The following is a 13741-nucleotide window of genomic DNA, read 5'->3' as shown; positions in this document are numbered from 1 at the left end:
CATGGCTTTACGTGACAACATTGAAATTGGTGAGAGCTATTTCATGGCAGAAATTCGTTCCCTTCGAAGAATTATGGATGAATGCAAGAAGCAAAGGTGTGTCTGCTTTATTGATGAAATCTTACGTGGAACAAATACCCCTGAACGTATTGCTGCTTCGACTGCGGTGTTACGAGTTCTGCATAAGACAAAGAGCATGTGTCTTGTCGCATCGCATGATATAGAATTGACAGAAATATTGGACGAAATATATGATAACTACCATTTTAGTGAACATTTTGAAAAAGAAGAGGTTGTATTTGACTATCTGTTGAAGAAAGGACCATCAAAGTCAAGAAACGCAATTCGTCTTTTGGAATATATGGGTTTCGATGAGCAGGTCGTAATTGATGCGAGAGCAATGTTGTGTGAAAAATAATCAGAATTATAATTTAAGAATAAGATGAAATTATCTAGGTATCAATTTGTGTTTACGAATAATCTGTTAATACATTTTGCTAAAGTTGATGAAGATAATTTATATTCTCTTAGTAACTTTGTTATTGGTTTACCATTATTATAAAGCTTTACAATGTTGATTTTAAATTCATCATGGTATTCTCATTTTTTTCTTCTTATAAATTGTAGCCTATCTAATAATTTTTCAAAAGAATATTTTATAATTCAATAGAAACTAGAAAAGCCACAAGCAATTCTAGCTGATAAGTTTTCTAGGAAAATACAGATTGATAGATTTATAGAAACTATCAAAAGCCAAGATGATTTAATAACAGAGTTTTCTCCAAAGTTGTTTATATCCATTGTTGATATAGTTGAAGTCTTTTCAAAAAGAGAAATTAAGGTACACTTCAAGAATGGTGAAATAGTTGTTGTTGATTTGTTGAGGAGAAAGAAAGATAACTAATATATAATGTTAATTTTTAATTTTTTTACATAATTAATGTATTTGACAAGTGACAGAAAAAAATAAATATTAGTTTCATTAATTTTATAGTTTTTGTTAAGAAACTGTGCTAAGATTCAACCATTAAAATTTTCTTTATCGAGGTGGAAAATATGTCAAAAAAAATTATTTTATTTTTATCTTTATTGATATTAACAACTTTTATTTATGCTGATGACAACATTAATACTAATAATCAAAATGTTGTTGTAAATGTAAATTTGACTGACGAATTAAAATCAACTCTAATTCCTGATGGAGTTGAATTACAAGCAAAGAGTACAAAAAATTTAAGCTTAGGTCTTTTTGATCCTATTATTGGGAATTGTACAAATGTGTTAATTAAGGGAGAAGTTTATACCCAAAAAGTAACAGGTATAAATATTTGTTTTGGATATACTTGGAAAAATTATTTTGGTGATGGCTTGCCATTAAATAAAGCGGGTGGTTGTGCGTATTACTCTGTAGGTACTGTTGTATTTTTTGTTCCTTGGGCAAATATTGGTTATGACTATAGATTTAACGAAAGTTTTGTAATGGGATTAAGTCTTATGGGATTAACAGCAACATTTTCAATGTAAATAATTTCTAAAAATAAAAAGGCACTCTTTCTTGAATGATTTAAGTTTGAGTGCATTTTTTATTCAAGAAATGCTAAAAAAGACACAAGCTATTTGAGCTGATAAGTATTCAAGAAAAATACAGATTGATAGATTTCTAGAAACTCTCAAATCCCAGAATGATTTAATTACAGAGTTTTCTCCTAAGTTATTCATATCAATTGTTGATATTATTGAAGTATTTTCAAAAAGAGAGATTAAGGTTCACTTCAAGAATGGTGAAATAGTTGTTGTTGATTTGTTGAAGAGGAAGAAAATAACTAATATATTATATTAATTTTATAGTTTTTTACATAAAATATTTTTATAAGTAAATAAAAAGTGAAAATTATAAATTCTCCTAATATTAGATAGGTTTTGTTATAAAACTGTGTTATGATAATAGACTATATAAAGACATTTCAAATTTATTAATTTTGGGGATTATTCTTGTGAAAAAATTAACACTAATACTATTAATGTTAACATTAACAGTTACTTCTTTATTTTCTGACAATTTAAGTGCTAATGGGTATGGAAAAACTAAAGAAGCAGCTGAAAAAGAAGCATATACAGCTTTGTCAAAAATTATTAGAGTTTCTGTATTTAATGAAGAAATTTTAATTGAAGAAGATACTAATGGGAATTTAGAAAGTTCTAAATTTTCAACTACCTCTTTTCAAACAACTGAAAATAATTTTATTAATATTGAAAAGAGCTTTAAAATAGAAAAAGATAATTTTGGTAATGATATTTATCTTTGTACAGTTATTATTAATGATTCAGCAGCAGATAGTTATATTGATATTATTACAAATGATTATTTAGTAACAATAGCTTCTTTAGAAAATAAATATGAAAAGAATAAAGAAACACTTTCCTTTGAAAATAAAAAAAATTTAATTACTAATATAATTGAAACTTATGAAGACTATGATATGGCTAAATATGTATTAATTGCTTTAGATAAATTTACATCAGACTTACCTAGACCGAATCAAACTATTGCTATCTGGCAAAATGAATATCAAAATATATTAATTAATTATAGTAATGACTTACAAAAACAAAAAGAAGATTTAAATTCTAATAAGGATTTATCAAAGGATTTAATTAATAAACAGATAGATGAGATTAATATAGAAATAGCTCAAGCAAATATAGAATTAAATATTAAAAAAGAAGACCAAGAAAAAGCGAGTAAACTTATATCTCAACAAAAGATTATAGAAATTGAAAATGAAGTGAATATTATTTTAAATTCAATCATAAAAAAAGATATTGAGATAATAAATAATGATAATAGTTTAATTCAACAAATTGAGATTTTTGATGACTATTATAATCAATATAAATCCTTAATAGAAAAATATGAAAATTTAATAGCATCCCAAGAAGCTAATTATATAAAAGAGAAACAATTAGGAAAAATAGAATTATTAAATAGACCCTATTTATATTCTGAAGTAGATAAAAATAATGAACCAACAATTGTTGCAAAAAAAATAAGAAATTCAGAAGTAAATAATTTTCTTATCGAAAAAGAAAACGAAAAATTATTAAATATAAAAATAATTGATGGTAAAATGCTCCCTATACTTAATAAACTTCAAAATAATCTTTTGATGGCTTTATCTTCAATAGAATCATCTGATGTATTCACTTTGAGTCTTATTCCAAAATCAATTAATGTAAACTTAGATAATGAAGCAAAAGCTTTTATTTTAGATTTATATTTTAATGAGAGTAATTATATTAATTTTGAATATTCGATTAAAATACCTTTTGAAAATTTGGATGAAAAATTAAACTTTAATATTAATGATAAAAACTTTGACCCATCAAATGCTTTGCAAATGAAATCTTATGAAAATTATAAGTTGTTAATTGATAAGTATAAGAAACTATTAGCTAATCAAACTTTTATTACCTATAAATTTGATTTCAAAACAGCTATATTACCTCTTGATAATTATTATGAGATTGTAATAGAAAATGAAGTTAAGGAATTAACAATAATTAGGAATGATTATTTATTAGATAATATAGTTTATAAGTTTAATATTAATGATTTGAATAGTTTTAAGGGAAATTATTCTGATTTTTTAATTGCTAACAACTTTATTGATGAATCTTATTATAATTTAATAGCACTTGATTTTTATAATAAAATTAATTTATCTGAAAAAACAAGACAAAAAGAAATAAAAAAGAGACTTGATAAAATTTTGTGGGCCAAATATAAAGAAAACCCTAAATACTATCTAAAAGATGGTATTAAATTAAATTATGGTTATTCGTATTATAATGAATCAGAAGTGCATTATTTATCGCTATCCTATAATTATCCTTTTTATAAGTATTTGTATTGTGGAGCTTCTATTGATGTATTTACTTCCATTGAACAAACAACTCAATCTGATGATATATCATTGGAATTAACTGAAACAGAAACTAATAATTTTGAAATTCTAAGTGTATATGTTAGGCCTTTTCCGATTATTGGTATTTTTTATCCATGGGAGACTAAAAATGGTGTAGTTATCAAACCTTATGTTGATTATAGATTTCATTATAATTTTTATAATAATATATTTACTTCTCTTGCAAATGTTGGAGTAGATTTCCCTATTATTTTAACGAATAAAAAAATAATAAATTCTAATATAAAGTTTCAAATTCAACTATCAGGAGATAGTGTAGGTCTTTGTAATTTTTCATTTGGATTTGATCCAAAAGATTTATTTTGTGCAATTTTTAAATAATAATTTATAATTTATACACCCTAGAGCCCATTAAACGTGTATTTGTATTGGAATTGGTGTACCAATGCATTTAAGTACCCATAATTGATACAATATAGAAACTATTATAATTTCTTTTAATATAAGAAATTAAATAATAGTTATTTTTTGTTTTAAGGCTAATTTGCATGATTTTTCAAGCCCTTTGGAGTTATCGTTTAAAATTATAAGTTACTAAAAATATAAATAACTTTATATAAACAGATATTTTTTTGATGAAAAAAAAATTCTAAGAACAAAATCTATTTTGTCTTATTATTTTAATAATTTACTATGACTTTCCGTTCTAATTAAAGATAAATTTAAAATATCATTTTCTATTATATATATTAGTAATAAATCAGGTTTTATATGGCATTCTCTCATGTTTTTATAATGATTTGAGTTAGTTATCTGATAATCTCTATGTTTTTTAGGATTCTATTTTTTGTATTACGGCAGTTACTGATCCTAAACGTTCAAATTCTTTTAGAGCTAATTTTTGCTCTACTTTCGTATATGGTTTTATTCCCATTTTAAACATCAGATTTTCCTATCCAACTATTATTCCTCATTCCCGTTTTTTTACTACATTAAATCTTTTTAAATCTTCTGTCTTATTTCCGATGGGTTAATTCCAAAATATCTTTTATATTCTCTACTAAATTGAGCAGGACTATTATATCCAACTAGATAACCAGCTTCATTAGTTTTTTTTCCTTCAGATAATAAAATATTAGCTTTTGAGAGTTTTACTGATTTAGTATATTGGAGAGGTGATACATGCATTATTTTTTTGAATGCAGTATAAAAAGCTGTTCTACTCATAAATACTAAATCAGCTAATTCATCTACTGATATTTGTTTTTCAATATTATTATGAATATATGATACTGCGTTTGATATTTGTTTTACTTGATTTCTGTTTTTTAATAAAGCTCTAATATTTCCTCCTGTAGAGTCACATAATATTCTATAATATAATTCATCTAATATTCCCTCTCCTAAAACAGAAAAATCATTAGGATTGCAAACAATATCAATTAATCTAATCATAGTATCTAGTAATTTTTCACTAGCAGAAGATGCAATTATTCCTGAGGGGTTAGTGTTGAAATTTTTTAAATATGGTCCTTCCGTTTGATTAATTTTATTTTCTATTTTTGCAAGACGATTAGTATCAATTTTAATTCCAATAGCCATAAAAGGATTTGTAGAAGAGGCTTTACTGATTTCACCAAATACTGGCATAGGTAATAACGTTATTAAAAAGTCTCCTGAGCCATAGATATATTCTTTATCTCCAACATTACATTTTTTTTCACCATTAGCTACAAAAAGAATTCCTGGTTCATTAAATTCAGGAGAACTAGGCATAGCTTTTGATGTTCTGCCAAGATTAATCTCTTTACAATATGTTTTTTTTATTCCTTCTGTTTTGTTTTTATTATCCAATGATAATATTAGTTTTTTTAATGTATCTTTTTCTATCATAGTTGTTCCTTATAATATTATATGTTCATAAAATATTATAATTGTGTATAAAATGCAATTAAATCTTATATGATTTAATTTATTTTTGTACAAATATGTATAATTTGCGTATGAATTTGTATTCGCTTTAGGTTTGAAATATATTAGTTTATACAACATGAAGAGGAAACAATATGTCAAAAACAAATGAATTAGGAACTGAGTCAATATTAAGATTGTTAATTAGATATTCCCTCCCCTCGATTGTGGCGATGGTAATAAATTCGATTTACAATATCATAGATCGAATTTTTATAGGTAATTATGTAGGCGAAGCTGCTTTAGGGGGACTCGCTATTACTTTTCCTATAATGATGATTATATTTGCATTTGCAACATTAATAGGTGTTGGAGGAAATGTATTATTCTCAATAAGTCTTGGGCAAAATAATAAAAGGGAAGCAAGTAAAATTTTTACAAGTACTATTGGGCTTTGTATTTTAGTATCTATTATTACCATTCTTATATTATTTTTTAATTTAGATTCATTATTAAGCTTTTTTGGTGCAACAGATGAAATCTTAAGTTACTCAGTTAATTACATGCAAATTATATTAGCTGGATTTCTTTTTCAAATGATTAGTTTTTCATTAATTAATTCAATTAGAAATGAAGGAGCTCCTGTTTTACCTATGATTTCAATGATTGCTTCAGCTATTATTAATATAGTATTAGATTATATTTTAATTTATATCTTAAACTGGGGTGTTGAAGGTGCAGCTTTAGCTACAGTATTGGGGCAGTTTGTAGGATTTTTAATATTAGTTAGTTTTTACATACGAGGAAAAAGTATTATAAAAATTTATATAAAGGATATTCTTCCAAACTTTAAAACAATAAGAGAGATTATTAGTATAGGTTTTGCATCTTTTGCAGGAACTATGGGTGCAAGTATAGCACTAATAGTTCTAAATAGAGCTTTTTCTCAATATGGAGGGACTAGTGCTATTGCATCAATGGGAGCTGTTAACAGTTTATATACTTTATGTTTAATGCCCCTTATGGGAATACAACAAGGAATGTTACCAATTCTTGGGTATAATCATGGAGCTGGGTTGAAAAAGAGAGTGTGGAATACTTTATCAATAGCGATTATTATTTCAGTTATTTTTTCAATTATTATGTTTATAATGTTAGAACTTTTTGCTAATCAGGCAGTAACTTTATTTTTAGATAATGAGTCTTCGACTTATCAAATTGCAGCTATTGGACTTCGCTTATATATCTTATCTCTACCCGTGGTTACTATAAATCTTTTAGGTGTGGCATTTTTCCAATCGATTGCTGATGCATCTAGATCCTTGTTTCTTGGATTATTAAGACAATTTATTTTTTTAATTCCATTAGTTTTTATTCTACCAATTTTTATGGGATTAGAAGGTGTTTGGTTATCTACACCTATTGCAGATATTTTAGCAGTTATCACAACAGCAATAATTTTAGTTAGAGAATATAAAAAAGATAAAGTAGAAAAGTCTCAACTTGTTTTGTTAACAACAAATTAAAAATAAAGTTTTTTATACAAAAGTGGAAGTTCAAAAAAACATAAATTAAATAAAGTAAAAGATATATCATCTTTTTTAAGTTGATAATTCATAAGTAATTATATTGGTATTATACCAAAAAAAATTAGGAGAAAATTATGGAAAATTTTAAAGGAAAAGGCTTTGAAATCTCTAGATTAGGATTAGGAACAATGAGAATGTCTGTTAATCCAGCAACAAAAAGAAATGAAAGTATTAAAACAATACATACTGCTTTAGATTCAGGAATTAATTTAATAAATATTGGAGATTTTTATGGTATTAATGGACATAATGAAAAGTTATTAGGAGCTGCTTTAATTGGTCGAAAGAGAGATGAAGCTTTTATTTCACTAAAATATGCAAAATTCAATCCAGTAATGGGTAAAATGGATGTTGGTCCTAAAAATGTAAAAAAATATATTAAAAACTCTTTAACTAGATTAGGTTTAGATTATGTTGATTTGTATCAACCAGCTAGAATTGATATCGGTATTCCTTTAGAAGATACAATTGGTGCTATTTCTGATTTGATAGAAGAAGGTTGTGTTAAATATTTAGGAGTTTCAGAAGTAGAAGATGATATTCTTAGAAAAGTACACTCAATCCATCCTGTTGCATTAGTTGAATCTGAAGTATCAATTATTAATAATGAAATTGATAATACTATAATTCCTGTAGCTGAAGAATTAGGTATTGGTATTGTTGGCTTTGGTGCATTAGCATTTGGAAAATTATTTAAAAATGAAAATGATCCACTTAATGTTGCTATTCGTGAAATAGCAAAAAAAAGAAATGTTTCAATATCTCAAATTGCACATGCATGGGTACTAAATAAAAGTGATAACATGATTGTTTTAATTGGTTCAAGAAAATCTGATAGGTTGATAGATAGTATGGGTTCTAAAGATATTATTTTTACTAATGATGAAATTACGAAAATAAAATCAGCTATGCATGATAGCAAAATTATGGGAAGATCAATGCCAAAATTAGTTGTAAAAAATAGTAAAATAATTCGTTAATATGATGCTATATTTGTTTTTGGAGTCTATTGTTATATTCAAAATTTGGATTTCAAAATACAAAGTAGCCTACACCTTATCAAAAAATAAATCTATTTATATACAATAAACAATTTTATAAAAAGAAGATGTTACAAAAGTCTTTTCTTGAAAAAAACTGAGTAGCATCTTTTTTATGTTTAATTTTATATTTGTATTTTTTATTAATATCAATATGTTTTTGCACAATTCCTGGAAAATATTTATGTACTACCTGAAACAGATAAAGTTGATTGCGATATAATCTTTTTTGTATCATTTTTTCATGAGTTATGAAATTTGAATTATTTTAATAAAACCTTCAAACTTAATATATTGAAGGTTGTTATTTTCTACTTGTCCAATTCAAATTGTTTTAGGATATCTGAATGATAGGTTCTAACTACATATGTTTCTTTATCAAATTCTATATCTCCTGAATATACAACTGCACCTTTACCTGCAAATTCATTTGCTGATTGGAACCATTTTATTCCTTTTGAGAATTGATCATTCCAAGTCATCGCAGACTTAATTTCAATAGGATAGGGTATTCGTTGTTGATCAAAAATTAGATCGACTTCATGTCCTTTTGCATCTCGATAGAAAAATAATCTAGGGTCATATCCTTTGTTTAAGCGCTGTTTTATTATATCCATAACAACCATATTTTCAAATATATTCCCAAATAAAGGATCTCTGATACATTGTTTAGGAGTCTCTATGCCAAGTAACCAAGTAGCCAGTCCAATTTCTACAAAATATAGTTTTGGAGATTTTGTAATTCTTTTTCTCATATTGGAGTGATAAGGAGGTAAGCGGTAGATGATATATGATGCCTCAAGAATTGATAGCCAGTTTGCTAATGTAGTAGAAGAGACTCCAACGTCATTAGAAAGTGATGAAAGGTTAACGATTTGTCCTATTCTTCTAGCAAGAAGTATGATGAAATTTTCAAATTGAGTAAGGTTTTTTATATTAGTCAGTAATCTTACGTCCCTTTCAATATATGTTCTAAAGTAGTTGGAATAAATTAAATTGGCCGGAATTTTATCATTATAGAGTCTTGGAAGAAATCCGTTGACAATCATTGTTTTTTTATCTAGTTTTTCACAATAATATTTTTGTATTTCAGATATAGATAATGGAAGCAGATTAAATATCGCTGTTCTTCCCGCTAATGATTGAGAGATTGCTTGATTGAGTTGTAATTGGTTGCTTCCTGTTAGTATATATTGTCCATGTTTTGGGTTTTTATCTGGGAGGACTTGTATCTATGATAGCAATTCAGGGACTCGCTGAACTTCATCAATAATTATTGGAGTTTTATATATATGAAAAAATGTCTTAGGATCGTTATTAGCCAAAGTTCTTATTTCTGGATTTTCAAGATTGCAATACGTGTAATTTGGAAAACAAGCTTTTACCAAAGTTGTCTTCCCTGATTGTCGTGGTTCTGTTAATATGACTACTGAAAATAGTTTGTTTGAAGAAATTAGTTTAGAAAATAGTTTTCTTTGTATTAACATAATGAATAGCACTTTAATTTGGTGAAAATTTCAAGTACAAGTTGAAATATGCACTATTAAAATTTTTTTAACTACTTTATATAGAATCTTATTGTTATATTGATGTGTAAATCTTTAGGAATATTGATATTAATAATAGGCAATCCTTCAGGATTGCCTTTAATATTTTATTTATCTATTGTAAAAACAAATCCAGAGAATCTTGCTCTCTTATTTTGATAATTGTTAATCAAAGATTGTCCATCATAAAATTGATATGCAAATTTCATTCTTTGAGTTTTTTTTGTTGATGGTAAAATAATACCAATTTGATAAGTATAGTTGCTTGTATAAGCTGCTTGTTGCCATTTACTTATTTGGCCTGCCATATATAGAGTTCCAAATTTATTATCTAATATTGGTAATTTTAATTCTGCACCATATTGATACCAGATATATGCATGCTCTACAACTGAATTAGAATCACCACCTAATAGACTTTCAGCAGGATTATAGTAATAAAAATCACCATAAATCTTAATAGCTTTAGCTAGATTATTATTATAATTTTTTAAAAAATAAAGTGGTAAAATATCTGCTGATAAAACATAATCATCTCTAACATAATTACTTTCATTTAATATTGCATTAATATCGAAATCAATATATTGATTACCATCTCCATTAGTATCTAATTGATCACCCTGGTGAGAACATATGTGATGATGACCCCATTTAAATGTTGAAAAGTAATTTGGTTTAAAAATTATTGTATAATAATATATCCCATCAGTACTTAATAAATCTGTACCATTAGCATTCATAAAAGTACAAACTGCTGCTCCAATTTCAGCTTCTATTCCTAAATCAGGATGATTTTCAGGTGCTATTCTCCAAAAATTAAATCTTGTACCAATTTTAGCATCAATATGAGATTCTTCTCCTACTTCATTTGGGTGAATTTCTTCAATTTCATAATTTCTATAAGTAAGTTCGGTATTAACAGCAAGAGGATCAGCAAGATATGATTCGTATAAAAATTTTTCAGGTTGGCCTGTAAAAGTTAACCCTAAGAAATTAGATTTCGCACTTAATGGAAGAATAAAAATAGCTAAAAATATTGTAATATATAATTTTTTCATCTTAATTATCTCCTTCTTCAAGTAACCAAACAGAATTTCTAGGACCATTGTTAGAAAAACCACCTAAGAGATATATATTATCTTTCAAAATTTCAATTGAATAACCATATAGAGGATCAGTTGGTGCTCCATATGAATCCATAATCCAATTATTGGTATTAAAATCAAAATATAGGGTTCCATATGTATCTTTGTTATGAGAGAAATGCAAAGAACTATTACTTCTTCCAGAGAGTAACCAAAGTTTTTCATTTAAATATACTAATGAATGATCACTTCTCCTATTACAAGATTCTATAGGTTCTTTATCTAGTGATATCCATGATGAGGTATCATCTGTTGTATCCAATTTATAAAGAGAATTCCATTGAGTAATCGATGTGTCAACTTTCCCCGTTTTTGATTGAGTAGCTCCCAGGAAAGATCCTCCTTGTATATAAATATCATTTTCGACAAATTCATATGCAAAAGCACTTCTACCACCTGGCATAGTAGCATCTGTTAATTGAGTCCAAGAGGTCCCGTTAAATTTCCAAACATCATCTAGATATTGTGGTCCAACATTCTCAAGTTGTCTAAACCCACCAAAAACGTATATAGCAGAATCTGTACTTAACATTCCAAAATCTTTTCTAGAAACCCAAGGTGTTTGAATATTTTCACTAACTTCTTCCCACGTAATTCCATCATTACTTCTCCAAACATCATTTTTGTAACCTCTATCTCCGGTATCATCATCTGCATAAAAGCCTCCAGCCACATAGATATATCCATCAAAAACAGTAGCTCTATGACCACGACGCCCTTTAAATGGAGCATTGTCATTTAATAATGTCCAATTTATGCCATCTGAACTCTTATATACATCTTCCCGATAGCAATCCTTTTCGCCTCTTACGGTGATATCATAGCCACCAATAATGTATATTTCATCATTATAAACTACAGAAGCCATATCTTGTCTTTTTGACCAAGTGTCATTATTTTCTAGTTTTGTTACTGTTAAATCTCCATCATAACTATCAAAATTATAATCTATATAAGCTTGGATTATTGAAACATCACAACTTGTTAAAAAAATTATGCTAGCAATTAGTAAAAGTAGTATTTTTTTTATTATTAACCTTTGAATTTATTTTTAAATACGATACTAACTCATAATTTACACAGAAACAACATAAAAAAACATTTTTTATTTTTATGAAGCATTTACAGTTTATGTGAGTAAATTTTATAAATAATATTTATTTACAAAGTTGATTTAAAAAATAGAATCAAGAAGGAACTCTTATAGTGTTAATTAGATAACATTGACTTTAATCTAAAATCTAAAGATGTAATAAACTAGTAATCCTTAATGGATGCATTCATCAATAATTTGTAAGTTTGATGGGTTTCAGTCAATTCAAAAAGTGTCAGCTTTTATGGGCGCAGATTACATCTACACTAAGAGCTCCTTGCTCTTCTAATTTAGCATCTAATTGCTTTTTAAGCCTTTTCTTAATAGATTTAGTACATTTTGGAGAAAGTAATCCTATATTATAGTATCTAGTCCTAAGACAAGATGGACTTATGTTAATTACATTATAATCCCTTAGAAGTCTAGATAACTCACTAAAGTTACAATTATGTAATTCATATTTATCTACAAAAGCAAATATCTTAGCAAAATCAATCTTATTTACAGGCTCTCTTTTAGTATTACCATGTATAAAACCTTCTTCTCCATAAACTCTATATGTTTCTAATCTTCTTTTTATAGTCTTTTTTGTAACACCAAGAATGATTTTTGCTCTATTAATATTAATTTTATCTAAATAAAGATCCTCTATTACTTGAATATTTTCTTTATTCCATAACATAATGAAACCACCTTTTGGAAGGGATTGCTTTAGTTCTCTAAAACTATGATAAGCGATTCCCTTCTTTTTTTATATTTTTATTGAAATCTATACTTTAAACCAAAAAAATAATCTACCAATTAAGAATAAAAATTTTTATTTTGATAAATTCGATAATTAAGCAAATAAATAGCTAGTTTTCTCTCTTAATGGACAAAGTCGCTTTCAACTTACTTGGACATTATCACTTTCTTTTAAGAAAAAAATAAACACTTACTTAGCTAAGTATTGACTTATGAACAAACCTATGCTAATTTTCTTACAAATAATTAACAGAATAGGAGAAGCAAATTATGATAACTACTTTTAAAGCTAATGCAAAAAAATTAAAAGATGGATTACAAGTTGAAACAAACGCAAGAAATTTTAAAATTTTATTAGATGAACCAGAAGAATTAGGTGGTACAGATGCAGGTATGAATCCTGTAGAAGCTTTACTTTGTGCTTTAGGAGCTTGCCAAACAATAGTGGCAGCAGCATTTGCAGAAGCTCAAGATTTTAGTTTTGAAGAATTTCATGTAGAACTTGAAGGAGATTTAGATCCAGATGGTTTTATGGGATTAGCTGATGTTAGAAATGGTTTCCAAGAAATTAGATATACAATGCATTTTAAAACCGACGAGCCTCAAGAAAAAGCTGAAGCTTTTGCTCAATTTATTGAAGGAAGATGTCCTGTAGGAGATTGTTTAGCTAATGGTGTTAAACTAGTATCCTCTGGAGTTGTAAGAGAATAATTAAACTAAAAAATTTAAATGGGGTTGCTTTT

General features: G+C 26.7%; 13 protein-coding genes and 2 pseudogenes. 6 read left to right on the top strand and 9 right to left on the bottom strand.

The window, feature by feature from the left end; all coding sequences use genetic code 11:
• A partial coding sequence (locus ACPKM0_RS08840) for a MutS-related protein (RefSeq protein ID WP_472475230.1) occupies positions 1-418 on the top strand: 418 nt, incomplete at its 5' end.
• 41 nt (positions 419-459) lie between these two features.
• On the opposite strand, the gene ACPKM0_RS08835 is transcribed toward ACPKM0_RS08840, so the two are convergent.
• Positions 460-573, bottom strand: a complete 114-nt coding sequence (locus ACPKM0_RS08835; protein WP_472475236.1) for a helix-turn-helix domain-containing protein — start codon at positions 571-573, stop codon at positions 460-462.
• A 483-nt stretch (positions 574-1056) separates the two neighbouring features.
• Here ACPKM0_RS08835 and ACPKM0_RS08830 point away from each other — a divergent pair, with 483 nt between their 5' ends.
• A complete protein-coding gene (locus tag ACPKM0_RS08830) occupies positions 1057-1524 on the top strand; it encodes a hypothetical protein (protein ID WP_472475228.1) in 468 nt (155 codons plus the stop codon).
• A gap of 63 nt (positions 1525-1587) precedes the next feature.
• Here ACPKM0_RS08830 and ACPKM0_RS08825 read toward each other — a convergent pair whose 3' ends face one another.
• Positions 1588-1719: a hypothetical protein gene (locus tag ACPKM0_RS08825; protein ID WP_472475226.1), complete on the bottom strand. Its 132-nt coding sequence runs from the start codon at positions 1717-1719 to the stop codon at positions 1588-1590.
• Positions 1720-1994: 275 nt separating this feature from the next.
• Here ACPKM0_RS08825 and ACPKM0_RS08820 point away from each other — a divergent pair, with 275 nt between their 5' ends.
• Positions 1995-4307, top strand: coding sequence for a ligand-binding sensor domain-containing protein (locus ACPKM0_RS08820; RefSeq protein ID WP_472475224.1), 2313 nt, complete (start codon positions 1995-1997; stop codon positions 4305-4307).
• A 294-nt stretch (positions 4308-4601) separates the two neighbouring features.
• Here the strand turns inward: ACPKM0_RS08820 and ACPKM0_RS08815 are convergent.
• Positions 4602-4751, bottom strand: a pseudogene (locus ACPKM0_RS08815) (type II toxin-antitoxin system mRNA interferase toxin, RelE/StbE family); the annotation flags it as partial.
• 177 nt (positions 4752-4928) lie between these two features.
• Positions 4929-5819 (bottom strand): AraC family transcriptional regulator, encoded by an 891-nt coding sequence (locus tag ACPKM0_RS08810; protein ID WP_472475222.1) that lies wholly within the window; start codon positions 5817-5819, stop codon positions 4929-4931.
• A gap of 173 nt (positions 5820-5992) precedes the next feature.
• On the opposite strand from ACPKM0_RS08810, the gene ACPKM0_RS08805 reads away from it, so the two are divergent.
• Together ACPKM0_RS08805 and ACPKM0_RS08800 are read left to right on the top strand one after the other, a co-directional pair.
• A complete protein-coding gene (locus tag ACPKM0_RS08805; protein WP_472475221.1) occupies positions 5993-7363 on the top strand; it encodes an MATE family efflux transporter in 1371 nt (456 codons plus the stop codon).
• A gap of 137 nt (positions 7364-7500) precedes the next feature.
• Positions 7501-8406: an aldo/keto reductase gene (locus ACPKM0_RS08800; RefSeq protein ID WP_472475219.1), complete on the top strand. Its 906-nt coding sequence runs from the start codon at positions 7501-7503 to the stop codon at positions 8404-8406.
• A gap of 371 nt (positions 8407-8777) precedes the next feature.
• On the opposite strand, the gene ACPKM0_RS08795 is transcribed toward ACPKM0_RS08800, so the two are convergent.
• From ACPKM0_RS08795 to ACPKM0_RS08775, 5 genes and pseudogenes are all read right to left on the bottom strand, one after another.
• On the bottom strand, positions 8778-9515 hold the full coding sequence (locus ACPKM0_RS08795; protein WP_472475234.1) for an ATP-binding protein: 738 nt from the start codon (positions 9513-9515) through the stop codon (positions 8778-8780).
• A gap of 48 nt (positions 9516-9563) precedes the next feature.
• Positions 9564-9953, bottom strand: a pseudogene (locus ACPKM0_RS08790) (ATP-binding protein); the annotation flags it as partial.
• Between the two features lie 167 nt (positions 9954-10120).
• Positions 10121-11074, bottom strand: a complete 954-nt coding sequence (locus ACPKM0_RS08785; RefSeq protein ID WP_472475217.1) for a DUF1207 domain-containing protein — start codon at positions 11072-11074, stop codon at positions 10121-10123.
• A 1-nt stretch (position 11075) separates the two neighbouring features.
• A complete protein-coding gene (locus ACPKM0_RS08780) occupies positions 11076-12113 on the bottom strand; it encodes a Kelch repeat-containing protein (RefSeq protein WP_472475232.1) in 1038 nt (345 codons plus the stop codon).
• Positions 12114-12489: 376 nt separating this feature from the next.
• Positions 12490-12936 carry a hypothetical protein gene (locus tag ACPKM0_RS08775; protein ID WP_472475215.1) on the bottom strand — a complete coding sequence of 149 codons (447 nt, stop codon included), beginning with the start codon at positions 12934-12936 and terminating at the stop codon, positions 12490-12492.
• 332 nt (positions 12937-13268) lie between these two features.
• On the opposite strand from ACPKM0_RS08775, the gene ACPKM0_RS08770 reads away from it, so the two are divergent.
• Entirely contained in the window at positions 13269-13709 is a 441-nt protein-coding gene (locus tag ACPKM0_RS08770; RefSeq protein WP_472475213.1) for an OsmC family protein, read from the top strand.
• Positions 13710-13741: the final 32 nt, after the last annotated feature.

Origin of the sequence: Pleomorphochaeta sp., assembly GCF_050031695.1 — a bacterium.
GTDB lineage: Bacteria > Spirochaetota > Spirochaetia > Sphaerochaetales > Sphaerochaetaceae > Pleomorphochaeta.
This window is presented reverse-complemented; position numbering and strand designations above follow the sequence as displayed.

Excerpts from the sequence above, each read along its gene's own strand:
- ACPKM0_RS08810 (WP_472475222.1), bottom strand. The coding sequence starts at position 5,819 with ATGATAGAAAAAGATACATTAAAAAAACTAATATTATCATTGGATAAT.
- ACPKM0_RS08800 (WP_472475219.1), top strand. The coding sequence starts at position 7,501 with ATGGAAAATTTTAAAGGAAAAGGCTTTGAAATCTCTAGATTAGGATTA.
- ACPKM0_RS08825 (WP_472475226.1), bottom strand. The coding sequence starts at position 1,719 with ATGAATAACTTAGGAGAAAACTCTGTAATTAAATCATTCTGGGATTTG.
- ACPKM0_RS08775 (WP_472475215.1), bottom strand. The coding sequence starts at position 12,936 with ATGTTATGGAATAAAGAAAATATTCAAGTAATAGAGGATCTTTATTTA.
- ACPKM0_RS08785 (WP_472475217.1), bottom strand. The coding sequence starts at position 11,074 with ATGAAAAAATTATATATTACAATATTTTTAGCTATTTTTATTCTTCCA.
- ACPKM0_RS08770 (WP_472475213.1), top strand. The coding sequence starts at position 13,269 with ATGATAACTACTTTTAAAGCTAATGCAAAAAAATTAAAAGATGGATTA.
- ACPKM0_RS08795 (WP_472475234.1), bottom strand. The coding sequence starts at position 9,515 with ATGATTGTCAACGGATTTCTTCCAAGACTCTATAATGATAAAATTCCG.
- ACPKM0_RS08830 (WP_472475228.1), top strand. The coding sequence starts at position 1,057 with ATGTCAAAAAAAATTATTTTATTTTTATCTTTATTGATATTAACAACT.
- ACPKM0_RS08805 (WP_472475221.1), top strand. The coding sequence starts at position 5,993 with ATGTCAAAAACAAATGAATTAGGAACTGAGTCAATATTAAGATTGTTA.